This window comes from Duganella sp. Leaf126 (assembly GCF_001423125.1).
In the GTDB taxonomy this organism is placed as follows: Bacteria; Pseudomonadota; Gammaproteobacteria; order Burkholderiales; family Burkholderiaceae_D; genus Rugamonas.
The window spans coordinates 18,878-43,118 of sequence record NZ_LMNW01000031.1 but is presented as its reverse complement, the minus strand read 5'-3'; the positions used below and the strand labels follow the sequence as shown (position 1 = coordinate 43,118).

Genomic DNA, 24,241 nt, shown 5'->3' with positions numbered 1-24,241 from the left:
NTGGCCGCCTTCGCCCTGGCCGTTGTACAGCGCGCCGACGATGACGGGGCGGTCGATATCGTTTTCCAAAAACTGCACCAGCACTTCCTGGCCGATRCGCGGCAGGAACTGGCTGCCCATGCCGCCGCCGGCCGCGCGCTGCGCCACGCGCACCCAGCAGCCGGCATTGCTGTCCTGCTGCCAGTGGAACACGATGCGCACGCGGCCCAGCCTGTCGCAGTAGATTTCATCGGCGCCGGCNCCGCGCGCTGCGCCACGCGCACCCAGCAGCCGGCATTGCTGTCCTGCTGCCAGTGGAACACGATGCGCACGCGGCCCAGCCTGTCGCAGTAGATTTCATCGGCGCCGGCYGCAYYGGTGCTGCCATCGGCGCCGACCACGATCGCGCTCTGGCTGCCGTGGGCGGTCGGYTTCGGATGGTGGCGCAAGCCGCTGTCGTCGTTGGCCGGGCGCCATGGCGTGGCKGCKGCAATCGCCTCGAAATGGTTGGCGTAGCCGCTCTCGCCGGCCTTGGCGATCACGGCGTCGAACTGCTCCGGTCGATSGGGCATGGTTTCGTCGAGCAGTTCCGGGATCGGGCCGAACAGCTCGGCCAGGCCTTGCTGCGCGGGCCTGGGCAGGTTGTTGACGCCGACGCTGACCACGCGNATGGTTTCGTCGAGCAGTTCCGGGATCGGGCCGAACAGCTCGGCCAGGCCTTGCTGCGCGGGCCTGGGCAGGTTGTTGACGCCGACGCTGACCACGCGCAGCACCACGTATTGCCCATCGTCGTCCGCTGCCAGCGGTCCCTGGGTCATGGTAAACCGGGTGCCGGCGCGCAGCGTGCGCACGGTCGAGCGGCCGGACCACAGGGCGCGGCGCGCTTCCTGCGCYTCCATCTGCAGCAGCGCGTAGCGCTGGGCTTGCGCGCTGTCGGCAAAAAAATACTGGCCCGGCGTGTCGTAGCTTTCAATCTGCGGCGCGCGTTCGCCGCCGACCGCGCCCCGGGTCGGCACGCTGGCAGCGACTGCCTTCTTGGCCTTGTAGTCGTAACTGAGCACGGTGGTGAGGCCGGCGCGCAGACTGCGCCGGGCGCAGCGCGGTGATGGTGTCGGACGCTTCGGCTGAGCGGGCGCCGTGAAAACGGATGCCGGCGCCGGCAGCGCTGCTGACGTCCTCGATCGTGGCGCTGGGGTTGCTGCTGTCGGCAAACAGTACCAGGCACTGGCCGCCGTCCGCTTCCTCGAAGCGCCAGGCCAGCCCCTCTTCGGTGAGCAGGCGGGTGACGAAATCGAGGTCCGATTCGCGGTACTGGCAGCAGTAGCTGCGGGCGCCGGCATCGGCCATGCAGGCGGCGACTTCATCGCTCCAGCGCCACTGCGCCAGCGGTACGTGGCCCTGGAACACGGATTCCACGATCTCGATCACGGTCTTGTCTTGCCACACGCGGCTGTTGCGGACCTGGCCCAGGCGCCACAACCATGGTTGCAGGCGCAGCCGGTAGCGCGCCAGGCCGCCGAAGCTGCCCAGCATGGCCGCTTGCGTGACCAGGCCGCTGAAGCGGGCGCGGCTGCCATCGGCCAGGGTCGTCTCGAGCGCTGCCTGTTTGCCGAGCAATGGCGCGAGCTGCAGGCTGGCGTCGGTCGAAAGCAGGATCAGGTCGCGCTGGCCGAGTGCCTGCACGCCGTCGTCGGCCGCGAACGCTTCGACCAGGAATGCGGCGTCGGCGTGGTCAAGTCGGAGGGCATGGAGTCTGGTATCGCTGGCCCATGGCGCTAGTGTCGCCTTTACCTGTTCGACCAACTGCGTCATGACAGTGCCTTCGGTGAGATTTCGTATCTGCAATACTTTCTCAGCCGGTGGCTTGCCGTGGATGACATGGCGCAAGACCCGGGCAAAAAAAAACCGGACAGCGCTACGCACGCTATCCGGAAAAGGGTCAGTTACTAAGGTGTTACAAAGGTGTTGCAAAGGGTCCAGCAGTGTTACTACAGGATACGGAAAAACACAGGGTACTGCGTCAGTGTTACAGGGTGGTTACGCGGGGAGATGGCTCTCCCCGGTGTTCGGTTGCATCGGCGGGGCGCTTACTTGGTGGCCACCGTCAATTCGCTTTTCACTTCCTTCACGCCCGGCACGGCCGAGGCGGTCTGGATGGCTTTGGTGCCGACTTCGGTGCTCGGCACTGCGCCGCTCAGCACGACGACACCGTCGGTGGTGGTGACGCCGACTTCCTTATGTTCGGCCAGCGAAGACTTGATCTTGCTGGTGATGGCTTCATCGGTGGCAGCGGTGCCGGACTTGGCGGCGCCTGCCATGGCGGCTTCCTGTTGACCCGCTGCGAAAGCGGTACCGGTTGCGGCAGCGGCGGTCAGCGTGGCGGCGACCATCAGGCGTGCAAGCAGTTTGTTAGTCATCATGATGTGCTTCCTTTATCGAGTTTGAGGATAAGACGTCTGTGACGTTACCCAACTCTTAGCAAAGGGCGTGCCAGGTCAACAAACATATTGAAAATCAATGACTTGCAGAACGTACTTGGTGGCCGACGCCGGTGCGGGCCCGCTGGCGCGCGAAAAGCAGGGGATTTTGTCGGGAAATGGCGACAGCTAACTGTCGCCATTTCCCAAGTGGCTGATTTGTAAGGATTTAATCTTGTCGCTCGGGAGCGACAAGGCTTGCGCCGGCGCGGAAGGTGGCGGCGTCGAGGTCGTATTTCTGCAGCAAACGATAAAACTCGGTGCGGTTGCGTTCGGCCAGGCGGGCGGCGTCCGCGACGTTGCCATCGGTGAGTTTGAGCAGCTGGACCAGGTAGTTGCGCTCGAAACGCTGCTTGGCTTCCGTGTAGCTGAGCACTTCGAGCGACGGCACGCGCAGCGCGCGTTGCACCAGCGACAGCGGGATCAGCGGCGAGGTTGCCAGCGCGCATACGTGTTCGACCACGTTATAGAGCTGGCGCACATTGCCGGGCCACGACGCCGTGGTCAAGGCCTCGAGCGCGTCCGGCGCGAAGCCGTGCACGGTCTTGCCATACTTGGCGGCCAGGCTGTGCAGGAACTGGGTGGCCATCGGCGTGATGTCTTCGCGCCGCTGCGCCAGCGGCGGCAGGGTGAGGGTGATCACGTTGAGACGGTAATACAGGTCTTCGCGGAATTGACCTTCGGCCATGGCCGCATCCAGGTCGCGGTGGGTAGCGGACAGGATGCGCACATCGACCGGGCGTCCCACGTCCGAACCGAGCTGGCGCACCACGCGCTCCTGCAGCACGCGCAGCAGCTTTACCTGCAGTAACAACGGCATGTCGCCGATCTCGTCGAGGAACAAGGTGCCGCCGTCGGCCGCCTGCACCAGGCCGTCGCGGCTGCCGGTAGCGCCCGTGTAAGCGCCTTTCACGTGGCCGAACAGTTCCGATTCAAGCAGCGCTTCGGGAATCGCGCCGCAATTGACGGCAATGAACGGCGCCTTGGCGCGGCGGCTGGCGCGGTGGATGGCATTGGCCAGCAATTCCTTGCCGGTGCCGCTTTCGCCGCGGATCAGGATGCTGGCGTCGGAGGCGGCCACCAGGCGCGCTTCGGCCAGCAGCTCGTCCATGCACTGGCTGCGGCTGATCAGCGCTGCGCGCCAGGCATTGTCGTGCTCGGCCGGACCGGCGGCCGGCGCCGACACGCTCAGCGCCTGGGCGATCCGTTCGAGCAGCACCTTGGCGTCAAACGGCTTGGTCAGGTAGGCGTAGGCGCCCAGCGTGGTCGCCTCGACCGCGTCCGGGATGGTGCCGTGGGCGGTCAGCAGGATCACCGGCAGCGCCGGGTAGGCGTGACGGATTTCCTGGAACAGCGACATGCCGTCGCGCTCGGGCAGGCGGATGTCGCTGATGACCAGGCGCGGCAGTTCGATCGACAGCTGCGCCAGCGCTGCCTCGGCGCTGCCCACGCCCGTGACGCGGTAACCGTTCGCAGTCAGCCGCATCGACAGCAGGCGCAGCAGGTCGACGTCGTCATCGACCACCAGCACGTGGGCGCCGTTGCCGGGCGCGCTCATTTGCCCGCCCCCGGTCCGGCGCCGGCGGCCGGCCTGGCCGGCAGCGTGCGCTCGATATTCTTGAGGCCCTCGACCATGTCGTTGAGCTGGTCGATGCGGCGCTGGCTCTCTTTTTGCTGGGTGGCGAGCTGGGTGTTGAGCCGCTCCACGTGCTCGGTCAGGCGGCGGCTCTCGGCGCAAAAGCTGGCCAGCAGCTGCGCCAGCCCCTTGTACGGCGCAGCGCTGGCCTCGGTGGAGTTGGCCACGTTATCGAGCAGGCCCTGGGCGCGCGCCAGGTCGCCATTGCCACGGGTGAGCATCAGCACCATGCCGGTTTGCAGCGTCACGCGCGGCGTGCGTTTTTGCTGGAGCAGTCCGCTCAGTTCCTTGAGCAGCTCGCCCTGGGTCAGGCGCCGCAGCGCCTGGTGATAATTGAGCAGCGGGCCGATGTCGTCAAGCGGCGGCAGCACTTCGGGCGCCGGCACCGGCGTGACCGACATGGCCGGCACCGCGCGCGGCGTTGTAGCGCAGCCGGCCAGCACCGCGCTCAGCAGCAGGCACGGCAGGAGCTGCCAGCGCAGGGCGTGGCAGCGGGTGGAAAATTCGGAGGCGGTGGAAGCGGGCATGGTGTGGGCAGTGTTCTCGGTGACGTCAGGTTGGATAGGGCAGCTCGATGCGGAACAGCGCGCCGCGCGGCGCCGGCAGCAGGCGCAGCGTGCCGCCATGGGCGGTAATGTATTCGTTGACGATCGACAGGCCGATGCCATTGCCGTGGCGCGCCCCGACCGGCTGGCGCTGGCCCTGGTAAAACGGTTCGAAAATGCGGGCGACGTCGTCCGGCGCCACGCCCGGCCCCTGGTCGCTGCAGTCGAGCAGCAGTTTGCCGTCGCGTTCGGCGAGACGAAAATACACGAAGCCGCCATGCGGACTGAAGCGCACGGCATTCGACAGCAGGTTGCTGACGGCAACCGCCATTTTATCAGCGTCCACGGTAATCGGCCGGGTCTGGCCCTCGCAGCTGACGGTCAGCGCTGCCGCTTGCCACTGCAGGCGCTGGCTGTCGATCACGCCGGCCACCAGCAGCGCCATGTCGGTCGGCGCGCGGCGCAGGTGGTCGGCGTCGAAGCTCGCCTCGTTATAGCGCAGCAGCGCCTCGATCTGGCTTTGCAGCGCCACCGTGTTCTGGTTTAGGATGCCGGCGATCTCGCGCTGGTTCGGCGTCAGCGCGCCGGCGACGCCGTCTTCGAGCAGGGCCACGCCTTCGCGCAGCGCCGCCAGCGGCGTTTTGAGCTCATGCGAAATATGGCGCATGAAGCGCGCCTTGTCTTCCTCGAGCTGGGCCAGGCGCTGGCGCAGCCAGTCCAGTTGCTGGCCCACGCGTTGCAGGTCGGCCGGACCGCGCACCTGGATCGGCGTATCGAGCTTGTTGTCGCCCAATAAATCGATGCTGGCCTCGATCTGCGCCAGCGGACGCGACAGCCACAGGCCGAAGCCGCCGGCCAGCAGGGCGCCGACGATGATCGAGACCACCACCTGCGCGCCGAGCACCGCGCGCCGCTGATCGAGTTCGTCGAGCAGGGCGGCGTTGCGGCGCTCGACCTCGTGCTTGACCTCGGCGGCGAGGTAGTCGTCCACTTCCGGCAGCGGCGCCAGCGCCTTTTCCAGCGCCTCCTGGCGCGCCGTGCTGCGCGGGCGGGCCGGATCCTGCAGCAGGTCCCAGGCCTGTTCGCTTGCTGCGCGCCAGCGCTGGAACTGCTGGACCGATGCACGCGGCAGCCCCTGCTGCAGCGCGTCGAGCGCGGGACGCGCTTCGCGCCAGGCGTCGGCATAACGGTCGCGGAAGGCGGAGTCGTCGAGCACCAGGAACTGGCGTGCCGCGCGCGTCATGGCGACGCTGCGCTCGGCAAGCTGCTGGGTATGGCGGGTGAGGGCCAGCGCGTGGTGTCCGCTGTCGCGGCTGTGGGCGGTCAGGCGGTCCAGCGTCCACAGCGCATGCAGGGACGCCGCGCTGAGCAACACGGCGATCAACAGGAAGACGCCCAGCAGCAGCTGGCGAAACGACAGTTTCGAAAGCATGGTGGTCGGTCGGAAGGCGGTCAACCCCGCATCATAGGGCGAAACAGGCGGCCCGGCCTGTTTGATTGATCATCGTGCGTGGCTTACTTGGGGGCAGGGCCGACATCCATGCCGTCGTAGGTCTCGATCTGCTGTTCTTCGGCAAACTTGTAGAATTCCTGGTTGCGCACGTCCAGCGTCTCGACCGTGTGCTCTTCCACCTTTTCCACGTGCAGCCACCACAGCGCCGGCGTCTCCGAATCGGGCTTGGAATCGAATACGCCGACCACCTGGTAGCCCCTGGCCTGCAGCAGCGGCGCCGCGCGTTCGAGTTTGGCCTTGTCCTGGTCGGAGAAGAAATAGCCCCACAGCAGGGGTTTATCGCTGTCCCACGGCGCGTTTTGCTTCATGTCGGCGAAAAGCTCGACCATGTCCTGTCTGGTGATCATGTACGGTTCCTGGTGTTGACGGTTCAAGCCGGCATTTTACCCTGTATGGCCCCGTGGTCGGGCCTGGCCGTTGCCGCTGCGGGGAAGCATACGGTGACCAGCAAGCCGCCGCCGGCAGCGTCGCCCAGCGTGACGGTGGCGCCGTGGACGGTGGCGATGTCGTGCACGATGGCCAGGCCCAGGCCGGCACCGCCGGGGTTGCGCTCGAGCGTGGCGGCAGCGCGGTAGAACGGCGCAAACACGCGCTCGCGCTCGGCTGGCGCGATGCCGGGACCGCTGTCGGATACTTCCAGCACCACCGATGGCGCACGCTCGTGCACGCGCAGCGCCAGGCTGCCGCCGGGCGGCGTGTAGCGCAGCGCATTGTCGGCCAGGTTGGCGATCAGTTCGTGCAGCAGCAGGGCCTGGCCAGCGACCATGCCCGGGCCGTCATCGTCGAGCGACATGTCGATCTGTTTGGCCACGGCCGCCATGGCCAGTTCCAGCCCCACCTGGCGCGCAATATCGCGCAGCGAGACCGGCGCGTTGGCGGCCGCATCGGGCACCGCGCCCTCGTGGCTGGCGCGGTGCTCGATGCGCGCCAGCGTCAGCAGGCGGTTGGCCAGGTTGACGGTGGCGTCGGTGGTGGCGGCCATGCTGTGGACGATCTGGCGCAGCGCAGCGCGCGTCTGTTCGGGGTCGCTGCCGGCGCGGTCGCATTCGCGCAGCGCCAGTTCGGCCTGGGTCTTGAGCACGGTGAGCGGCGTGCGCAGCTGGTGCGAGGCGTCCGCGATGAAGCGGCGCTGGCTTTCGATCAGGCTTTGCAGGCGTGCGCGCGAATGGTTCATCGCCGCCACCAGCGGCCGCACTTCCTTGTGGACCAGCGCCGGGTCGACGTCGGTGCGGTCGGCAATCGATCCCGCTTCGACCGCGCTTTTCAGGCGCATCAGCGGTTGCAGCACCAGCCGCACGGCAAACCAGACCAGCAGCGCCACGGCCAGCAGCAGCAACGCTTGCCAGGTCAGCGTATCGAACAGGATCTGGTTCGACAGCGTGCGCCGCGCCTCCAGCGTTTCGCCGACCTGGATCAGGGCGATGCCGCGCATCGAGTCGTCGTACACCGGCTGCAGCAGGGCCGCAATGCGCACCGGCTGGCCGTTGTAGTCGGCATGGTAGAAGCGCACCAGCGCCGGGTAGGCTTCCGAGCGCGGCACGTTGGCCGGCACCGGCGGCAGGTCGCCATAGCCGGAGACGGTTTCGCCGTGGATGCCGGTGACCTTGTAAAAGATGCGGCCCATGGTGTCGGTCTCGAAGCTGTCGAGCGCCACATAGGGCACGTCCGCCACCAGCTTGCCGCCGACGATGGACACGCGCTCGGCCAGCGCCCGCGTGGACGCCAGCAGCGAGCGGTCGTAAGCCACGTCGGCGGCGTCGAGCGCGTTGCGGTACACGAACACGGTGTTCAGGGCGACCAGGGCCAGCAAGGGGCCCAGCAGCCAGCGCAGCAGCTGGCCGCGCAGGCTGCCCGGTGCCCTGGAAGTAGCGTGAGCGGACATGGCCGGCGCCGTTTCAGGACGCCGGTTTCGGCTGCAGCAGGTAGCCGATGCCGCGCAGCGTGGTGATCACGGCGGCGTCGGGCATGGCCACGTCGAGCTTCTTGCGCACCCGGTGGATGTACAGCTCGATCGCGTCGAGGTTGGCGTCGTCGGCCAGCGCGAACACTTCGCGGAACAGCTTTTCCTTGGAGACGGCAGCGCCGGTGCGGGTGATCAGGGTTTCCAGCACCGCGTGTTCGCGCGGCGTCAGCGCCAGCGGCGCGCCGCCATAGCTGAACAGGCGGGTGACGGTGTCGAACGCCAGCGCGCCGCAGCTGTACACCAGCGCCTCGCTGCCGATGCGCCGGCGCAGCAGCGCTTTCACGCGCGCTTCGAGTTCGGCCAGTTCGAACGGCTTGGGCAGGTAATCGTCGGCGCCCAGGTTCAGGCCCTGCACCTTGTCGTCGAGCCCGCCGCGCGCAGTCAGGATCATCACCGGTGTCTGGCCGCGCGGCGCCGGTCGCGCGCGCAGGCGCCTGAGCACGTCCAGGCCGTCCATGCGCGGCAGGGTCAGGTCCAGGATCACCAGCGCATAGTCCTGGGTGTGCAGCAGGGCGTCGGCGTCGGCGCCGTTGTCGGCGCATTCGACGGTGAGGTTGGCGTCGCGCAGGGCCTTGGCCAGCCAGTGCGACAGTTCGGTGTGGTCTTCCACGAGCAGTATGCGCATGATCTCGGTGATGAATGTTCTGGGGTGGCCGACATCATCGTCGGGCGCGGATTAAAAAGATAGGGGCGGACGCGAATCGGCGCATGCGCGGTCAGTTGTGATGATCTTGCAACACTGAAAGCTATTTGAAAGGAAGCAAAACCTATAGTGGCTGCCAGATGCATATAACTGACATCACCAATAATTATATCGATGGAGACAGACCATGCAATATCCACCTACCCGCACGGCGATCCGGCGCGCGCTGGCCACCGTGTTCGGCGCTGCCGTTGCCACCGCGGCCACCACTGCCAGCGCCCAGTCCAACGTGCAGTTCTACGGCCTGCTCGACGTGGGCGTTGAAAGCCTGAACCACGCCGCCGCTGACGGCAGCAGCGTGACCCGGGCCATTTCCGGCGGCATGAACACGTCGCGCTGGGGCTTTCGCGGCAGCGAAGACCTGGGCGGCGGCCTGAAAGCCGTGTTCAACCTCGAAGGCGGCATCCTGATGGACAGCGGCGGCCAGGACGGCGCGCTGTTCCGCCGCCAGGCTTACGTGGGCCTGGACGGCGCCTTCGGCCGCGTCATCATCGGCCGCTCATTTACCAGCGTGTACGACACCGTGATCGCCTACGACCCGATGGGCTTTGCACCATACTATTCGTGGGCCACCTCCGGTCCGGCCACGGGACCGAGCAAGTACGGTTTTACCACCGGCTACGACAACATCATCAAGTACGCGGGCACGTTCGGTAACTTCCGCTTCGGCGCCAATTATGCGCTGGGCGAGCAGGCCGGCAGCACCGCGGACAGCGCCAAGACCGGCGTGACCGGCGCCTACAAGCTGCCGCTCGGTTCGGCCACCGCCAACTTCATGGCCACCTGGGAGCGCAACAACGGCAACACCGTGGCCGCCACCGGCAACCGCGACGAAAACACCGTGTGGCACGTGGGCGCGATGGTGGAAAGCGGTCCGCTCAAATTCTGGGCCGTGCACCGCGATTACAACTTGCGTGCCGGCCGCGCGCTGACGGCCGATGTCGAAGCGACCACCACCTGGGGCGGCGTGGCCTACAAGGCCAACGAAGTGACCACCCTGACCGGCGCCGTGTACCATATCGACGTCAAGAACGTGGCCGCCGGCCGCGACGCCGACCCCACCATGTACGTGGCGCGGTACCGGTATGCGCTGTCCAAGCGCACCGACCTGCATGTCTCGGCCGCCTACGCCAAGGCCAAGAACGGCCAGCTGACGGGCCTCTCGCGCGACGACGCCGGCTATGCCAGCACCCAGCGCGGCCTCACCGTCGGCATGCAGCACCGCTTCTAGTACCTGGCGCCAGCCCGGAGAGCACGTCCCATGAAGAAGAACAGGTCCATCGTCGTTGCTGCCGTGCCGGCGCTGTGCGCCGCACTTGCCGCCGGCAGTGCAGTGAGCAGCTCCGCCCTGGCGGCCAGTCTCGAATGCATCGTGCCATCCAAGCCTGGCGGCGCCATGGATGTGACCTGCAAGCTGGCCCGCAAAGGCTTGCAGCAGCTCGATGCGGGAGGGCACGGCGTTCAGCCGGCGCCGTCCGGGATGAGCATCCGCTACCTGCCCGGCGGGATCGGTGCGGTGGCCTGGAACTCGCTGGTGGCGCAGCCGCGCGCCAAGCCCAATACGCTGGTGGCGTTTTCCGGCGGCTCGCTGCTGTACCTGGCCGAAGGCAAGTTGGGCAAGGCCAAGGTGGGCGATGTGCGCTGGGTGGCGGCGCTGGGGACCGACTACGGCATGGTCGCGGTGCCCGCCAGCTCGCCGTACAAGAACCTGGGCGACCTGCTGGCGGCGCTCAAGCGTCATCCGGAAAAAGTGCTGTTCGGCTTTTCCGGCACGGCCGGCAGCCAGGACTGGTTCAAGATGGCGCTGTTGGCCAGGAGCGCCGGCATCGATCCCAAGGTGCTGCGCTTCGTGGCGCTCGAAGGCGGCGGCGAAGCATTCACCGCCATGCAGGCCAATTATGTGCAGGCAGTGTCCGGCGACGCCAGCGAAGCGGTGCTGTATGCGGCCGAGGCCAATACCCGGGTGCTGGCAGTGCTGGCGCCGCAGCGCCTGCCCGGGGTGCTGTCCAAGGTGCCGACTGCGCGCGAGCAGGGCGTGGACGTGGTGTGGCCGGTAATCCGCGGCGTGTGGATGGGCCCCCAGGTGCCCGAGGCCGAGTATCGCCGATGGGTCGGTGCGTTCGACCGCATGCTGGCCACCCCGCAGTTCGCCCAGCTGCGCGCCGAGGCGGGGCTGTACCCGTTTGCGCTGACCGGCGACGCCCTCAAGGCGTATGTCAGCAAGGCCGTGGACGAATACGGCAAACGCGCCGCCGAATTCGGCCTGGTGCGCTAGAAAAAACAGAATAAACAGTTTCGATCACCACCATCATAACGGAGACCTCGCATGAAACCCAAGACCACCATCGCTGCCTGCGCCACCCTGATGCTGATCGCCACCGGCGCGCTGGCGCAGGTGCCGGCCGGCTATCCGGCCGATTACCAGAAGATCATCGACGGCGCCAAGAAGGAAAAGAAGCTGGTGGTATACGGCGCCACCGACAGCAAGGCCACCCAGCCGCTGATCAAGGACTTCGGCGTGCTGTACCCCGGCATCTCGGTCGAATACAACGACATGAATTCCACCGAAGTCTATAACCGCTTCATCTCCGAAGTGGCGGCCGGCGGCAATACCGCCGATGCCGTGTGGTCGTCGGCGATGGACCTGCAGATGCGGCTGGCGTCGGACGGCTACGCGATGAAATACAAGTCGGTGGAGAGCGCCAAGCTGCCAACCTGGTCGATCTGGGAAGACCAGGCGTATGGCACCACGTTCGAGCCGGCCGCCATCGTCTACAACAAGCGCCTGCTCGACGCCAAGGAAGTGCCGCAGAATCATGCCGACTTCGCCAAGCTGATCCTGCAGCCGAAGTTCAAGGACAAGGTCACCACCTACGACATCGAAAAATCGGGCGTGGGCTTCATGCTGATGACGCAGGACGCGCGCAACAATCCGAGGTTTGCCGACCTGCTGGCCGGCTTCGGTGCGGCCAGGGTGCGCGTGCAGTCGTCCACCGGCACGATGATGGAACGCATCTCGTCCGGTGAAAACCTGATCGGCTATAACATCATCGGCTCGTATGCGCTGGTGCGCGCCAAGACCGATCCGTCGATCGGCGTGGTGATGCCGAAGGATTACACGCTGGTGCTCTCGCGCATCCTGTTCATCAACAAGGGCGCGAAGAACCCGAACGCCGCCAAGCTGTGGCTCGACTACATGCTGTCGCAGCGTGCGCAGAACATCATCGCCAACGAATCGAAGCTGTTCGCGATCCGCGACGACGTCACCGGCGAAGCCACGTCGGCCGCCCTGATCAAGCAGGTGGGCAAGGACAATGTCAAGCCGGTGCCGGTGGCCCCGAGCGTGCTCGAATACCTGGCCCCGGCCAAGCGCATGGCGTTCCTGAAGCAGTGGAAGGAAACGGCGGGCAAGAAGTAAGCCGCCCGTTCCGGTAGTCCCCCGACCACCACCCACCGTGCAGTCTGCACGGTGGGGCCTGCGCACGCCCTTACAACGGATCTTCTCATGCAAACTCTCGCTCTTCCCGGCAGCGGCCGGCGCGGCCAGCGCATCAACTGGCTGCGTGGCCTGGTCGTGGTGCTCGCTGCCACCGCCATCTTCCTGCCGCTGTTCCTGATCTTCTACCAGAGCTTTCTGACCGCGCCGTTCTTCATGCCGGCCAAGCAGTTCGGCCTCGATGCTTACCACTTCATTTTCGACGATCCCGATTTCTCGTCCGCTGCCTGGAACGCACTGTACCTGGCGCTGGGCCTGACGGCGATCGCCGTGCCGCTCGGCGCCATGCTGGCCTTTCTGATGATCCGCACCGACCTGCCGGGCAAGAGCTTCATCGCGCCGGTGCTGCTGGTGCCGATCTTCGTCTCGCCGATGGTGATGGGCTTCGGCTATGTGGTGGCGATGGGCCCGGTGGGCTTCTACTCGATCTGGGCCAAGGACCTGCTGGGCTTTGTGCCGTGGAATATCTACTCGTTTACCAGCATCGTCATCATCGCCGGCCTGACCCACGTGCCGCACGTGTACCTGTACGCGTCGTCGGCGCTCAAGAGCCTCGGTTCGGACGTCGAGGAAGCGGCCCGCGTGGCCGGCGCCTCGCCGCTGCAGGTGATGTTCGGCGTCTCGCTGCCGATGATCACGCCGGCGCTGGCCTATGCCGGCGTGCTGGTGATGTTCCTCGGCTTCGAGGTGTTCGGCCTGGTGCTGGTGCTCGGCGATCCGGAAGGCCACATGGTGCTGGCCACCTACCTGTACAAGCTGACCAACAAGCTCGGCACGCCGTCGTACCACCTGATGGCGGCGGTGGCCGTGTGCCTGGTGATGGTGACCTTCCCGCTGGTGATGCTGCAGCGCTGGCTGCTCAAGTCGGCCAACAAGTTCGTCTCGATCAAGGGCAAGGGCGCGCGCTCGAAAGCCATGCCGCTGGGGCAGTGGAAATGGCTGGCGTTCGCGCTGATCTTCGGCTGGCTGATGTTTACCATCATCATGCCGCTGTCGGGCATCGTGCTGCGCTCGTTCGTGGCGTACTGGGGCGAGGGCGTGCACCTGGCCGACGTGCTGACCTTGCAGCACTTCCGTGAAATCTTCGAGCAGCCGTCGCTGGTGCGCGGCATCGTCAACACCATCCTGATCGGCGTGATCGGCGGCGCCCTGGCCGTGATCTGCTACAGCGCCATCGCGCTGGCCATGCACCGCAAGCCGGACATGATCAGCCGCTTCCTCGACTACAGCGTGCTGGTGCCGCGCGCCGTACCGGGCCTGCTGGCCGGCCTGTCGTTCCTGTGGGTGTTCCTGTTCGTGCCGAACTGGCTCGACGGCATGTTGCAGGGCGTGGACAACGGCGTGGCGCTGTGGCTCAGCGAAAACGCGATCCCCGTGCTGCGCTCGCTGCGCTCGACCATCTTCGCCCTGTGGCTGGCCTATTCGGTGGTCTGGCTGGCCTACGGCATGCGCCTGATCTCCACCGCGCTGCTGCAGGTGGGGCCGGAACTGGAAGAAGCGGCGCGCGCGGTGGGCGCGAGCCGCGGCCAGGTTTCGCGCCATGTCACGCTGCCGCTGATCAAATACGGCCTGCTGGGCGCCTGGCTGATGGTGTTCCTGATCTTCGAGCGCGAATATTCGACCGGCGTGTACCTGCTGTCGCCGGGGACCGAAGTGATCGGCGCGATGCTGGTGTCGCTGTGGGCGTCCGGTTCCACCGACCTGGTGGCGGCGCTATCGTTCATCAATATCTCGCTGGTGGCCGTCGGCCTCGGTGTGGCGCTGCGCTTCGGCGTGAAGTTACACAACTAGGTCACACCACCAAGTGCAACACACGCCTGTCTACAACAATATGAAACGAGACCTGACCATGAATGAACTGACCGTCAACGATCTGCACCTCGACTACGGCACCGGCGCCAGCGCCAATCCCATCCTCAAGGGTGTCTCGATGCACCTGCAAAAAGGCGAGGTGGTGGCGCTGCTCGGCCCCTCGGGCAGCGGCAAGACCACGCTGCTGCGCGCGGTGGCGGGGCTGGAGAGCCCGAAGCAGGGCACCATCGCCATCGGCGAGCGCACCGTGTACGACGGCGCCAGGCAGCGCGAGCTGGCGGCCGAACACCGCAACCTGGGGCTGGTGTTCCAGTCGTACGCGCTGTGGCCGCACAAGACCGTGTTCGACAACGTGGCCTACGGCCTCAAGCTGCGCAAGATGGGCGCGGCCGAGATCCGCGACAAGGTCGCCGATGTGCTCAAGAACCTGGGCCTGGGCCACCTGGCCGAGCGCTACCCGCACCAGCTGTCCGGCGGTCAGCAGCAGCGCGTGGCGATTGCCCGCGCGCTCGTGTACAACCCGCCCGTGATTTTGCTCGACGAACCCTTGTCCAACCTCGACGCCAAGCTGCGCGAAGAAGCGCGCGCCTTTTTGCGCGAACTGATCGTGCGCCTCGGCCTGTCCGCACTGATGGTGACCCACGACCAGGCCGAAGCGATGGCGATCTCGGACCGCATCCTGCTGCTCAACAATGGCAAGATCGAGCAGCAGGGCACGCCGCAGGCCATGTACGAAACGCCGGAGACGCTGTTTACCGCCGAATTCATGGGCAGTAACAACAGGCTGCCGGCCAAGGTCGTGGCGCGCCATGGCAGCCAGGTGCAGCTCGACGTCAACGGCGCCCGCCTGAGCGCGACCGCACGCGGGACCGCGGGGACCGGCGCAGCGGAGCCGACCACCATCATCCGCGTGGAAGAAGTGAAGATCAGCGCCACCCCGGCGGACAATGCCATCGAGCTGCCGCTGCTCACCTGCATGTACCTGGGCGACCGCTTCGAATGCCTGTTCAAGTCCCCCGACAGCGGCGCGGTCGGACTGCGTGCCTATTCCAAAACCAGGCTCGAACCGGGGCGTTACTGGCTGCAGATGCCGGTCGATAAGCTGTGGGTATTCTGACGCGGCCAATGTGAAAAAGGCCGGGTTCCTCGCGGAACCCGGCCTTTTTTTCGCCCCTCTATATATTAGAGGCCGGCGATCTGCGTATCGCTTGCCGGCGCATCGGCCTTCGGCGCCGGTTTGGCTTGTGCCATGACCGGTGTGATGGTCGGCACTTTCTTGCCGCTCGACACCTGCTTGAGGCGCTGGTATTCGGCCAGCACCTTGGCGCCGTAGCCGTCGTCGTGGGCAAAGGCGGCTGCGCCGACGTAGCTTTTCAGGCCGGCTTCCACCGAACCGCCACGGGTGACGTAATCCTTGAGGATCAGCGAGCCGACACGGATGTTGGCAACCGGGTTGAGGGCCGCCTGCAGGCCGCCCATTTCCTGGAAGCGCTCATGGTGGACCTTGGACATCACCTGCATCAGGCCTTGCGCGCCCATCGGGCTTTCCGCGAACGGGTTGAAGCCCGATTCGATGGCCATCACGGCCAGGATCAGCAGCGGGTCGAGCTTGATTTCACGGGCGGTCAGGTAGGCGGTGGAAACGAGCATATTGGTCGCATCGCCGGCCACGCGGTAGCGCTTGGACAGCCAGTCGGTCACCCAGCGCTGCTGCTTCTGGGTGCCGAGCAAGGCTTTTTCCTCGACCGACAACGGCGAGGCGGCACCTGCCGCAGGGGCAGGCGCGGGCGCGTCCATCAGCGCCGACAGCGGTGGCGCCACCAGGGTGACCGGCTCGGCCACCGGCGCCGGATTCAGGCTGTCGCTGAGCGCTCTGGCCAGGTCTGGCCGGACAAACAATACTGCCATCACGACCAAGGCAGTCACACCGAGGATGGTCAGGGTGTGCTGGGCGGTGGTCAGCACGCCCTTGGCCGAAATGCGGGTGGTGGATAACCACGCCGCTGGCTGGCGAGCCAGGATGGTGCTGGCAACTGCGGCAGCACCGGTGAAGCGGTTAATCATAGAGTTCCCCTCTGAAATGCAGTGAAAGCGGGTCCCTGCCAGCGTATGACATAAAGAAATACGCAGCCCTTGGGGTGCTGTGCCGTGCATCAGAAATATCATCGTCCATCGCACGGTAGGTGCGGGCATGGACGCCGTTATTGCTTGCTTGAGCTGTGTCCCTCGCAATGGGAGTGGACCAGTCGCAATACAACCTCTTCCGGGGGTAAGGCAGACGCCTTTTGAAAACACTCCTTAAAATGTCATGTGGAGCCCCGACTCCGTGAATGAATGAGCAACAACTTCGTGCAGCCACTTGGGCATCGCCACGCGCCCGGAGGCAGTGTTCTCTTCAAGTAGGGCAGATTGTAGGGGGCGTAATATATCAAGTCAATACTAACGCAATTGAAAGCTATAACTTTTAAATCTAGCTTTTTACCATGTGTGCGCTAGAAAACCAATAAAATCAATCACTTGAACTGTATTTTTAAACAGTGGACTCTATTGTAAGAAAATATTAAAAAAACCGATGAAATATTCCGATCTGCGCGATTTCCTTTCTCAGCTGCAACGAATGGGCGAAATTAGCACCATTTTGACGCCAGTTTCCCCGCACTTAGAGATGACTGAGATCTCCGACCGCGTGTTGCGGGCCGGCGGGCCCGCCTTGCTGTTCAAACATCCCGTCGGCCACCAGATGCCGGTGCTGACCAATCTGTTCGGCACGCCGCGCCGGGTGGCGCTGGGCATGGGCGCCGACGATGTCAGCGAATTGCGCAAGATCGGCCATGTGCTGGCCCGGCTCAAGGAGCCGGAACCGCCGAAAGGGTTCCAGGACCTGGTGGGCATGGGCTCGCTGGTAAAGGCGGTGTGGGACATGGCGCCCAAGGAACTGCGTGGCGCGCCGTGCCACGAGATCGTCTGGGAGGGCGCCGACGTCGACCTGGCCAGGTTGCCGATACAGCACTGCTGGCCGGGCGACATCGCTCCCCTGATTACCTGGGGCCTGGTGATTACCAAGGGCCCGAACAAGAAGCGCCAGAACCTGGGCATCTACCGCCAGCAGGTGCTGGGACCGAACAAGGTCATCATGCGCTGGCTGGCGCACCGCGGCGGCGCCCTCGATTTCCGCGAGCACGCCTTGCAGAACAAGGGCAAACCATACCCGGTGTGCGTGGCGCTCGGCGCCGACCCCGCTACTATATTAGGGGCAGTCACGCCGGTGCCCGACAGCCTGTCCGAATACCAGTTCGCGGGCCTGCTGCGCGGCAGCCGTACCGAGCTGGTCAAGGCGATCGGCAGCGAGTTGCGCGTGCCCGCTTCGGCCGAGATCGTCCTCGAGGGGCATATCTATCCGGACGAAAACCACCCGTCCGGCTTCGAGCACGCGCTCGAGGGACCGTACGGCGACCATACCGGCTATTACAACGAGCAGGACAGTTTTCCGGTGTTCACCATCGACCGCATCACCATGCGCCGCGACCCGATCTATCACTCGACCTACACGGGCAAACCGCCGGACGAACCGGCCGTGCTGGGGCTGGCGCTCAACGAGGTGTTCATTCCGCTGCTGCAAAAGCAGTTCAGCGAAATCACCGATTTTTACCTGCCGCCCGAGGGTTGCAGCTACCGCATGGCGGTGGTGCAGATCAAGAAGCAGTACGCGGGCCACGCCAAGCGCGTGATGTTCGGCGTGTGGAGCTTCCTGCGCCAGTTCATGTATACCAAGTTCATCGTGGTGGTGGACGAGGATGTCAATGTGCGCGACTGGAAAGAAGTGATCTGGGCCATCACCACCCGCGTCGATCCCACCCGCGACACCACGCTGGTGGACAATACGCCGATCGACTACCTCGACTTCGCCTCGCCGGTGAGCGGCCTGGGCAGCAAGATGGGGATCGACGCCACCAACAAGTGGCCCGGCGAAACCAGCCGCGAATGGGGTACCACCATCACCATGACGCCGGAAGTGAAGGCGCGCGTCGACGGCATTTGGCAGGAACTGGGGCTGTAGGATATAATGTGCGCTGGCGGGCCCCTGCGCATTGTGGCATGGCTAACCTGGTCAGGTCGGGAACGAAGCAGCCACGGCCGTTCACCATAAGTGCCGCAGATCAGGCTCGCCTCCTCATTCAGTTAGAACGTAAAAAAAGCTGCCCTCAGGCAGCTTTTTTTATGGCGTCTCTCTTTTATTCGTCGCGCAGTTCCGCTTCGATCGGCCGCTCCGACGCTGTCATCAGCGGGTTCTCCTTCAGCTTGGTCGCTTCCGGTTTCAGGATGATCATGTGTTTGGCGTTGGTCTTGTACTCGGTGGCGCCCACCTTCAGCGTTGCCGGCCCGGCGAACTTGAACACCACCACGTCCACGCTGGGCGCAAACCAGCGCATGGCGCCGGCCATCGACTTGATCGCGTTATTCATCTGGGCCACGCTGCCCATCACGGTGGCGTACTGCCATTGCAGGCCCGGCGGCAGCACTGCCAGGCCCTCGTAACCGATCGCCGATTTTTCGCCATCGGGCAGCGTGGTGACGATGCGCGTGGTGCCATGCATCCAGCGCGGGTTGGGTGCGCCGAAATCGAGCCGGTACTCGGGCGTGAGCGGCGGCAGGGTCTGGCGCTCGGCGCCGTTGACCACGATGAGCACGACGTCCTGCGGCTTGATGGCCGGATTGACCGGTTTGACGCTGATAAACAGCTTGATCTTGTCGCGCTCGGCGGCCGGCACGGCATAAAAGCGGTCGATGCGCAGCCCTTCGACCATGGACTTGTAGTTTGCCCAGTCGCGCTCGGCGGCGTGCAGGGGCAGGGCAAAGGCGAGGGGCAGCAGCAGGGCCAGCTTGGCGAGTGTTTTCATGTCGATGGGAGAGGGCGAAAGGTCAATTGTAAGGCAGAACCGCCGGCTGCCGCAGGGCGGGCTGCTGCCATATCTAATCCGGTCCCGAGTTGCTACAATTGCCGCTTCGCGCGTCGCAACCGCTATCTACGGTAAAATCCAGTATGTCCTATCAAGTCCTTGCCCGTAAATACCGTCCCCGGAACTTCGAAACGCTCGTCGGCCAAGAGCACGTCGTGCGCGCACTCACGCATGCGCTGCACAGCGGCCGGCTGCACCATGCGTATCTGTTCACCGGTACCCGCGGCGTCGGCAAGACCACGCTGTCGCGCATCCTGGCCAAGTCGCTCAATTGCGTCGGACCCGACGGCAACGGCGGCATCACTGCCACGCCGTGCGGCGTGTGCGAGGCGTGCACCGCGATCGACGCCGGCCGCTTCGTCGATTACATCGAAATGGATGCGGCGTCCAATCGGGGCGTGGACGAGATGGCCCAGTTGCTCGAGCAGGCCGTGTATGCCCCGAGCAATGCGCGCTTCAAGGTCTATATGATCGACGAGGTGCACATGCTGACCAACCACGCGTTCAACGCCATGCTCAAGACGCTGGAAGAGCCGCCCGAACACGTGAAATTCATCCTGGCGACCACCGACCCGCAGAAAATTCCGGTCACGGTGCTGTCGCGCTGCCTGCAGTTCAACCTCAAGCAGATGCCGCCCGGGCATATCATCGGCCACCTGGAAAACATCCTGGGCCAGGAACAGATCGCGTTCGAGCAGCCGGCGCTGCGCCTGCTGGCGGCCGGCGCCCATGGCTCGATGCGCGATGCGCTGTCGCTGACCGACCAGGCCATCGCCTACGCGGCCGGCGATGTGACGCTCGACGCAGTGCAGGGCATGCTCGGTGCGCTCGACCAGTCCTACCTGATCCGCCTGCTCGATGCGCTGGCGAAGCAGGATGGCGCCGACCTGCTGGCCGTGGCCGACGAAATGGCCACGCGCAGCCTGTCGTACAACGGCGCGCTGCAAGACCTGGGCACGCTGTTGCACCGCATCGCACTGGCGCAGACCGTACCGGCTGCCTTGCCCGACGACTTGCCGGAATATGCCGACATCGTGCGCCTGGCCGGCCAGTTCGAGGCGGAAGAGGTGCAGCTGTATTACCAGATCGCCGTGCATGGCCGTAACGAGCTGGGCCTGGCGCCCGACGAATATGCGGGCTTCTCGATGACCTTGCTGCGCATGCTGGCCTTTCGGCCCGGCGTAGGCGGCGCCGACGGGCAAGCGGCTGCCACGCCTGCAACGCCCGCGCTGTCGCGTCCGGCGGCGGTGGCTGCCGCGCGCGCTGCGGCTGCCGCTGGCGGCGGGCCGGCGCGGGCAGCAGCCAACGTGCAGGCCAGCCACGCCAGCGTGACGCCGCAGGCCGTGATCGCCGGCGCTGCCGCCATGGCGCGCGCATCGGCCTCGCCATCGGTGCCGGTGCGCCCTTCGACAACGGCGCCAGTGCCGGGGGCGTCACCCGGGGTCATGTCCGAGCACACCGCCGGGCCGGCATCGGCTGCCGTGGCGGGGCAAGCTCCTGGATCGGCGTCTGGTCCGGCTGCCGGGGTCATGACGGGGCACACGCCCGGGCCGGGGCCGGGCCCGGCTGCCGGGGCCATGGCGGGGCAGGCTCCTGGATCGGCGTCCGGCCCGGCTGCCGGTTCCGTGGCAGGGAACACTGCTGCGTCGGCCTCCGGCCCCGGCTCGGGGCCGGCTGCGGTTTCCGCGCCGGCGCCAACGTCGCCTGCCGGTCCGATCAGCCCGGCGCGGGCTGCGATCAATGCGGCGCTGGAAGCGGCGCGCGCGGCGTCGCGGCCCGGTGGCGCCCGGTCGGCCCCATCGCCATCGCCTGCTGCGCCGGCGGCGGCAGCACCCGCGGCGGCGCCCGCCATGCCTGCGCCGCCGGCAGGAGCCGCGCGTCCGCAGTCACCGCAAGCCGGTCACGGCAGCCCGGTTGCGGCCGCGCGCCCGGCGCCGTGGGAAGACTTGCCGCCAGCCGGCGGGGCTGCTGCGGCCGCCGTGCTCGAAGCGCCGGTGCGCCAGGCACAGCCAGCATCGCCGCCGGCGCAGCAGCAGAGCCAGCCCCAGCCTGCGTTCCAGCCCCGGCCGCGCAGCCAGGCGGCCGATGACGGTCAGCCGCAGTATCAAGCCCCGCCGCCGGACGACGATGTGCCGTCCTGGGTGACCGAGTTCTCCGACGACAGTGCCGTCGCGGCGCCGGTGCCGCTGGCGCACCTGTCGTCGCCGATGGCACCGCCGGCCTCGGCCTATGCCTCGTCGTTGCCGCCCCAGTATGCCGACGAGCAGCAAATCGTCCTGCCGGCGCGCGCGGCGGCAGGACCGGTCAAAGCGCCATACGCTTACGTGATCACGCCCGTGCCCGCGCTGGACTGGGACGGCAACTGGCCCGGTGTGGCGGCTGCCTTGCCGCTGCGCGGCGTGGCCCAGCAACTGGCCATGCAGGCCGAACTGATCGAGTGCAGCGCCGATGGCAACGCCGTGGTGTTCAAGCTGCGCGTGCCGATCGAAACCTGGCGCACGCCGGGCAACGTGGAAAAGCTGACCGCGGCGCTGTGCGAGCGCTTCGGGCGCCCGGTGCGTGTCGATACCGAGCTGGGCCCGGTGTGGTACACGGCCAGCGCCGAAGCGCAGGCATTCCGCGCCGCCTGCCAGAAAGCGGCCGAAGACATCGTCGCCAACGATCCGCTGGTCAACAGCATGCTGACCGAGTTCGACGCCTGGGTCGTGCCCGGATCGATCGTGCCGCCGCAGCCGCAGACCACCCCGGCTGCAGCCTGACCACCCTTATTATTTCAACACGGAGAGACCCATCATGATGAAGAACCAACTCGCAGGCCTGATGAAGCAGGCCCAGGCCATGCAGGACAACATGAAAAAGGCGCAGGACGCGCTGGCCCTGATCGAAGTCGAAGGCCAGTCCGGCGCCGGCCTGGTCAAGGTGGTGATGACCTGCAAGAACGACGTCAAGCGCGTGTCGATCGACCCGTCGCTGCTGGCCGACGACAAGGACATGCTGGAAGACCTGGTCGCTGCCGCTTTCAACGACGCCGTGCGCAAGGCCGAGGCGACCACCGCCGAAAAAATGAGCGGCATGACTGCCGGCATGAATATTCCCGGCCTGCCGGCCGGCTTCAAGATGCCTTTCTAAGCCGGTTCCTGCATGTCCAGGTCGCTGGAATTCCTGACCGAAGCGCTGCGCCGCCTGCCCGGCGTCGGTCCGAAGTCGGCGCAGCGGATGGCGTTCCATCTGCTGCAGCACGACCGCGAAGGCGCGGACATGCTCGCGCGCGCACTGCACCAGGCCGTCAACGCCGTGCACCACTGCGCGCTGTGTAACACCTTTACCGAAGACGACATCTGCGACGTGTGCATGGACGACACGCGCGACCGCCGACTGCTGTGCGTGGTGGAAACGCCGGCCGACCAGCTGATGATCGAGCAGACGCTGACCTACAAGGGGCTGTACTTCGTGCTGATGGGCCGGCTCTCGCCGCTCGACGGCATCGGCCCCAAGGATATCCACCTGGAAAAGCTGATCGCCCGGGCTGCCGATGGCCTGGTCACTGAAGTGGTGCTGGCCACCAATTTCACCAACGAGGGCGAAGCTACCGCCCACTACATCAGCGAAATGCTCAAGGCGCGCGGTCTGCAGGTCAGCCGGCTGGCGCGCGGGGTGCCGATGGGCGGCGAGCTCGAATACGTGGACGCCGGCACCATCGCCCGCGCCATGCTGGACCGGAGAACCACATGAGCGACGTACGAAAGGGCGCTACGCCGGCGCCAGCCGCAACCGCCGGCACGCTGCCGCTGGCAGGCATCAAGGTACTGGAACTGGGCACGCTGATCGCGGGCCCTTTTTGTGGGCGCATGCTGGCCGAGTTCGGCGCCGAGGTGATCAAGATCGAGGCGCCCGGCGACGGCGATCCGATCCGCAAGTGGCGCGTGCTCAAGGACGGCACCTCGCTGTGGTGGTCGGTCCAGGCGCGCAATAAAAAATCGCTGACGCTGAACATGAAAGATGCGCGCGGGCGGGCGGTGGCGCGCCAGCTGGCGCTCGAGGCCGACATCATCGTCGAGAACTACCGCCCGGGCGTGCTGGAAAAATGGGAGCTCGGCTACGAGCAACTGAAGGTGCTCAATCCGGCCACCATCATGGTGCGGCTGTCCGGCTTCGGCCAGACCGGCCCGATGAAGGATCTGCCGGGTTTCGGCGCCATCGGCGAATCGATGGGCGGCTTGCGCTACGTGAGCGGTCACCCGGACCGTCCGCCGGTGCGGGTGGGCGTGTCGATCGGCGACTCGGTGGCGGCCTTGCACGGCGTGATCGGCGCCATGATGGCGCTGCGCCACCGCGATGTCACCGGCGGCAAGCACCAGGGGCAGGGGCAGATGGTGGACGTGGCGCTGTACGAGTCCGTGTTCAACCTGATGGAGTCGCTGGTGCCCGAGTTCGACCACGCCGGCGTGGTGCGCGAACGCACGGGCGGCGCCTTGCCCGGCATCGTGCCTTCGAACACCTACACCACGCGCGACGGCGAGAACATCGTCATCGCCGGCAATGGCGACGCCATCTTCAAACGCCTGATGCTGGCCATGGGCCGCATCGACCTGGCTGGCGACGCGCAACTGGCGCGCAACGACGGCCGCGTGCAGCGCACGCAGGAGATCGACGACGCCATCCAGGCCTGGTGCGACACCCACGATATCGACAGCGCACTGGCCGTGCTGCAGGCGGCCGACGTGCCGGCCGGTAAAATCTATTCGGTGCGCGACATGATGCGCGACCCGCAATTTCTCGCGCGCGAAATGTTCGAGCAGCACCGGTTTGCCGACGGCACGCCGATCAAGCTGCCCGCCATCTCGCCCAAGCTGTCGGCCACACCGGGCCGCACGCAATGGATCGGCCCCACGCTGGGCCAGCACAACGATGAAGTGCTGCGTGCGCTAGGCTACAGCGACACCGAGATCGCCACCCTGCGTCAGGACGGCGTGGTGTAGACGTCCGGGCTGGCAGGAAACCGCAGAAGCGCGGCAGCCAGCGGGCAGCGCGGCGCAACAGAGGCCATGGCCCATTTTGCATACGGCATCGCCGCGGGCTTTCATGCACAGGGCATCGTCAAGACCCGCCGTGCAAAAGACATTGCCACGACCCTCGATGCAAAGGGCATCGCCACGACC

19 protein-coding genes, 1 other RNA gene and 2 pseudogenes are annotated in these 24,241 nt (G+C 66.0%); 11 read left to right on the top strand and 11 right to left on the bottom strand.

Features of this window, described 5'->3' with window-relative positions; translation table 11 throughout:
* Window position 1: 1 nt before the first annotated feature.
* The 9 genes and pseudogenes from ASF61_RS24330 to ASF61_RS13540 form a co-directional block, all read right to left on the bottom strand.
* Window positions 2–240 (bottom strand): annotated as a pseudogene (locus tag ASF61_RS24330) (phage baseplate assembly protein V); the annotation flags it as partial.
* A gap of 408 nt (window positions 241–648) precedes the next feature.
* Window positions 649–1,791: pseudogene (locus ASF61_RS24115) on the bottom strand (type VI secretion system Vgr family protein); the annotation flags it as partial.
* Window positions 1,792–2,066: 275 nt separating this feature from the next.
* Entirely contained in the window at window positions 2,067–2,399 is a 333-nt protein-coding gene (locus tag ASF61_RS13570; protein WP_056156692.1) for a BON domain-containing protein, read from the bottom strand.
* 226 nt (window positions 2,400–2,625) lie between these two features.
* Window positions 2,626–4,014, bottom strand: a complete 1,389-nt coding sequence (locus ASF61_RS13565) for a sigma 54-interacting transcriptional regulator (protein WP_056156690.1) — start codon at window positions 4,012–4,014, stop codon at window positions 2,626–2,628.
* A complete protein-coding gene (locus ASF61_RS13560; protein ID WP_056156688.1) occupies window positions 4,011–4,619 on the bottom strand; it encodes a hypothetical protein in 609 nt (202 codons plus the stop codon). The genes ASF61_RS13565 and ASF61_RS13560 overlap by 4 nt, the downstream gene beginning before the upstream one ends.
* Window positions 4,620–4,644: 25 nt before the next feature.
* Window positions 4,645–6,069: a HAMP domain-containing sensor histidine kinase gene (locus tag ASF61_RS13555; RefSeq protein WP_082491652.1), complete on the bottom strand. Its 1,425-nt coding sequence runs from the start codon at window positions 6,067–6,069 to the stop codon at window positions 4,645–4,647.
* An 83-nt stretch (window positions 6,070–6,152) separates the two neighbouring features.
* Window positions 6,153–6,497, bottom strand: a complete 345-nt coding sequence (locus tag ASF61_RS13550; protein ID WP_056156685.1) for a ribonuclease E inhibitor RraB — start codon at window positions 6,495–6,497, stop codon at window positions 6,153–6,155.
* A 23-nt stretch (window positions 6,498–6,520) separates the two neighbouring features.
* Window positions 6,521–8,032: a sensor histidine kinase gene (locus tag ASF61_RS13545; RefSeq protein ID WP_056156683.1), complete on the bottom strand. Its 1,512-nt coding sequence runs from the start codon at window positions 8,030–8,032 to the stop codon at window positions 6,521–6,523.
* A gap of 13 nt (window positions 8,033–8,045) precedes the next feature.
* Window positions 8,046–8,738, bottom strand: coding sequence for a response regulator (locus ASF61_RS13540; protein WP_056156681.1), 693 nt, complete (start codon window positions 8,736–8,738; stop codon window positions 8,046–8,048).
* A gap of 205 nt (window positions 8,739–8,943) precedes the next feature.
* Between ASF61_RS13540 and ASF61_RS13535 the strand changes: the two genes are divergently transcribed.
* The 5 genes from ASF61_RS13535 (at window position 8,944) to ASF61_RS13515 (ending at window position 15,241) form a co-directional block, all read left to right on the top strand.
* On the top strand, window positions 8,944–10,047 hold the full coding sequence (locus ASF61_RS13535; RefSeq protein WP_082491650.1) for a porin: 1,104 nt from the start codon (window positions 8,944–8,946) through the stop codon (window positions 10,045–10,047).
* A gap of 30 nt (window positions 10,048–10,077) precedes the next feature.
* Complete coding sequence (locus tag ASF61_RS13530; RefSeq protein ID WP_056156679.1) at window positions 10,078–11,091, top strand: tripartite tricarboxylate transporter substrate binding protein; 1,014 nt, start codon at window positions 10,078–10,080, stop codon at window positions 11,089–11,091.
* A 51-nt stretch (window positions 11,092–11,142) separates the two neighbouring features.
* Window positions 11,143–12,234, top strand: coding sequence for an ABC transporter substrate-binding protein (locus ASF61_RS13525; protein WP_056156677.1), 1,092 nt, complete (start codon window positions 11,143–11,145; stop codon window positions 12,232–12,234).
* Window positions 12,235–12,321: 87 nt separating this feature from the next.
* Window positions 12,322–14,103 carry an iron ABC transporter permease gene (locus ASF61_RS13520; protein WP_056156676.1) on the top strand — a complete coding sequence of 594 codons (1,782 nt, stop codon included), beginning with the start codon at window positions 12,322–12,324 and terminating at the stop codon, window positions 14,101–14,103.
* Window positions 14,104–14,161: 58 nt separating this feature from the next.
* Complete coding sequence (locus ASF61_RS13515) at window positions 14,162–15,241, top strand: ABC transporter ATP-binding protein (RefSeq protein ID WP_056156674.1); 1,080 nt, start codon at window positions 14,162–14,164, stop codon at window positions 15,239–15,241.
* A gap of 65 nt (window positions 15,242–15,306) precedes the next feature.
* On the opposite strand, the gene ASF61_RS13510 is transcribed toward ASF61_RS13515, so the two are convergent.
* Window positions 15,307–16,188, bottom strand: a complete 882-nt coding sequence (locus ASF61_RS13510) for a lytic transglycosylase domain-containing protein (RefSeq protein WP_082491648.1) — start codon at window positions 16,186–16,188, stop codon at window positions 15,307–15,309.
* A 508-nt stretch (window positions 16,189–16,696) separates the two neighbouring features.
* Here ASF61_RS13510 and ubiD point away from each other — a divergent pair.
* Together ubiD and ffs are read left to right on the top strand one after the other, a co-directional pair.
* Entirely contained in the window at window positions 16,697–18,181 is a 1,485-nt protein-coding gene (gene ubiD / locus ASF61_RS13505; RefSeq protein ID WP_082491646.1) for a 4-hydroxy-3-polyprenylbenzoate decarboxylase, read from the top strand.
* Between the two features lie 15 nt (window positions 18,182–18,196).
* An RNA gene (gene ffs, locus ASF61_RS22855) (signal recognition particle sRNA small type) lies at window positions 18,197–18,295 on the top strand.
* A 61-nt stretch (window positions 18,296–18,356) separates the two neighbouring features.
* Here ffs and ASF61_RS13500 read toward each other — a convergent pair.
* A complete protein-coding gene (locus ASF61_RS13500) occupies window positions 18,357–19,022 on the bottom strand; it encodes a hypothetical protein (protein ID WP_056156670.1) in 666 nt (221 codons plus the stop codon).
* Window positions 19,023–19,165: 143 nt separating this feature from the next.
* Here ASF61_RS13500 and dnaX point away from each other — a divergent pair, with 143 nt between their 5' ends.
* The 4 genes from dnaX to ASF61_RS13480 are packed head-to-tail and all read left to right on the top strand — an operon-like array spanning window position 19,166 to window position 24,061.
* The gene (gene dnaX, locus ASF61_RS13495) at window positions 19,166–21,841 is read left to right on the top strand and encodes a DNA polymerase III subunit gamma/tau (RefSeq protein WP_056156667.1); all 2,676 of its coding nucleotides are present in this window, start codon (window positions 19,166–19,168) and stop codon (window positions 21,839–21,841) included.
* A 34-nt stretch (window positions 21,842–21,875) separates the two neighbouring features.
* Window positions 21,876–22,211, top strand: coding sequence for a YbaB/EbfC family nucleoid-associated protein (locus ASF61_RS13490; RefSeq protein ID WP_056156666.1), 336 nt, complete (start codon window positions 21,876–21,878; stop codon window positions 22,209–22,211).
* Between the two features lie 12 nt (window positions 22,212–22,223).
* Window positions 22,224–22,814, top strand: coding sequence for a recombination mediator RecR (gene recR / locus ASF61_RS13485; RefSeq protein WP_056156663.1), 591 nt, complete (start codon window positions 22,224–22,226; stop codon window positions 22,812–22,814).
* A complete protein-coding gene (locus tag ASF61_RS13480) occupies window positions 22,811–24,061 on the top strand; it encodes a CaiB/BaiF CoA-transferase family protein (protein WP_056156661.1) in 1,251 nt (416 codons plus the stop codon). Before recR ends, ASF61_RS13480 begins: the two co-directional genes overlap by 4 nt.
* The last annotated feature ends 180 nt before the right edge of the window (window positions 24,062–24,241 follow it).

Bases quoted from the DNA above. Each gene is read 5' to 3' on its own strand.
- ASF61_RS13480 (WP_056156661.1), top strand. From the start codon at position 22,811: ATGAGCGACGTACGAAAGGGCGCTACGCCGGCGCCAGCCGCAACCGCC.
- ASF61_RS13515 (WP_056156674.1), top strand. From the start codon at position 14,162: ATGAATGAACTGACCGTCAACGATCTGCACCTCGACTACGGCACCGGC.
- ASF61_RS13520 (WP_056156676.1), top strand. From the start codon at position 12,322: ATGCAAACTCTCGCTCTTCCCGGCAGCGGCCGGCGCGGCCAGCGCATC.
- ASF61_RS13555 (WP_082491652.1), bottom strand. From the start codon at position 6,069: ATGCTTTCGAAACTGTCGTTTCGCCAGCTGCTGCTGGGCGTCTTCCTG.
- ASF61_RS13565 (WP_056156690.1), bottom strand. From the start codon at position 4,014: ATGAGCGCGCCCGGCAACGGCGCCCACGTGCTGGTGGTCGATGACGAC.
- ubiD (WP_082491646.1), top strand. From the start codon at position 16,697: ATGAAATATTCCGATCTGCGCGATTTCCTTTCTCAGCTGCAACGAATG.
- ASF61_RS13490 (WP_056156666.1), top strand. From the start codon at position 21,876: ATGATGAAGAACCAACTCGCAGGCCTGATGAAGCAGGCCCAGGCCATG.
- ASF61_RS13545 (WP_056156683.1), bottom strand. From the start codon at position 8,032: ATGTCCGCTCACGCTACTTCCAGGGCACCGGGCAGCCTGCGCGGCCAG.
- ASF61_RS13550 (WP_056156685.1), bottom strand. From the start codon at position 6,497: ATGATCACCAGACAGGACATGGTCGAGCTTTTCGCCGACATGAAGCAA.
- ASF61_RS13525 (WP_056156677.1), top strand. From the start codon at position 11,143: ATGAAACCCAAGACCACCATCGCTGCCTGCGCCACCCTGATGCTGATC.
- recR (WP_056156663.1), top strand. From the start codon at position 22,224: ATGTCCAGGTCGCTGGAATTCCTGACCGAAGCGCTGCGCCGCCTGCCC.
- ASF61_RS13570 (WP_056156692.1), bottom strand. From the start codon at position 2,399: ATGATGACTAACAAACTGCTTGCACGCCTGATGGTCGCCGCCACGCTG.
- ASF61_RS13510 (WP_082491648.1), bottom strand. From the start codon at position 16,188: ATGATTAACCGCTTCACCGGTGCTGCCGCAGTTGCCAGCACCATCCTG.
- ASF61_RS13500 (WP_056156670.1), bottom strand. From the start codon at position 19,022: ATGAAAACACTCGCCAAGCTGGCCCTGCTGCTGCCCCTCGCCTTTGCC.
- ASF61_RS13560 (WP_056156688.1), bottom strand. From the start codon at position 4,619: ATGCCCGCTTCCACCGCCTCCGAATTTTCCACCCGCTGCCACGCCCTG.
- ASF61_RS13535 (WP_082491650.1), top strand. From the start codon at position 8,944: ATGCAATATCCACCTACCCGCACGGCGATCCGGCGCGCGCTGGCCACC.
- dnaX (WP_056156667.1), top strand. From the start codon at position 19,166: ATGTCCTATCAAGTCCTTGCCCGTAAATACCGTCCCCGGAACTTCGAA.
- ASF61_RS13530 (WP_056156679.1), top strand. From the start codon at position 10,078: ATGAAGAAGAACAGGTCCATCGTCGTTGCTGCCGTGCCGGCGCTGTGC.
- ASF61_RS13540 (WP_056156681.1), bottom strand. From the start codon at position 8,738: ATGCGCATACTGCTCGTGGAAGACCACACCGAACTGTCGCACTGGCTG.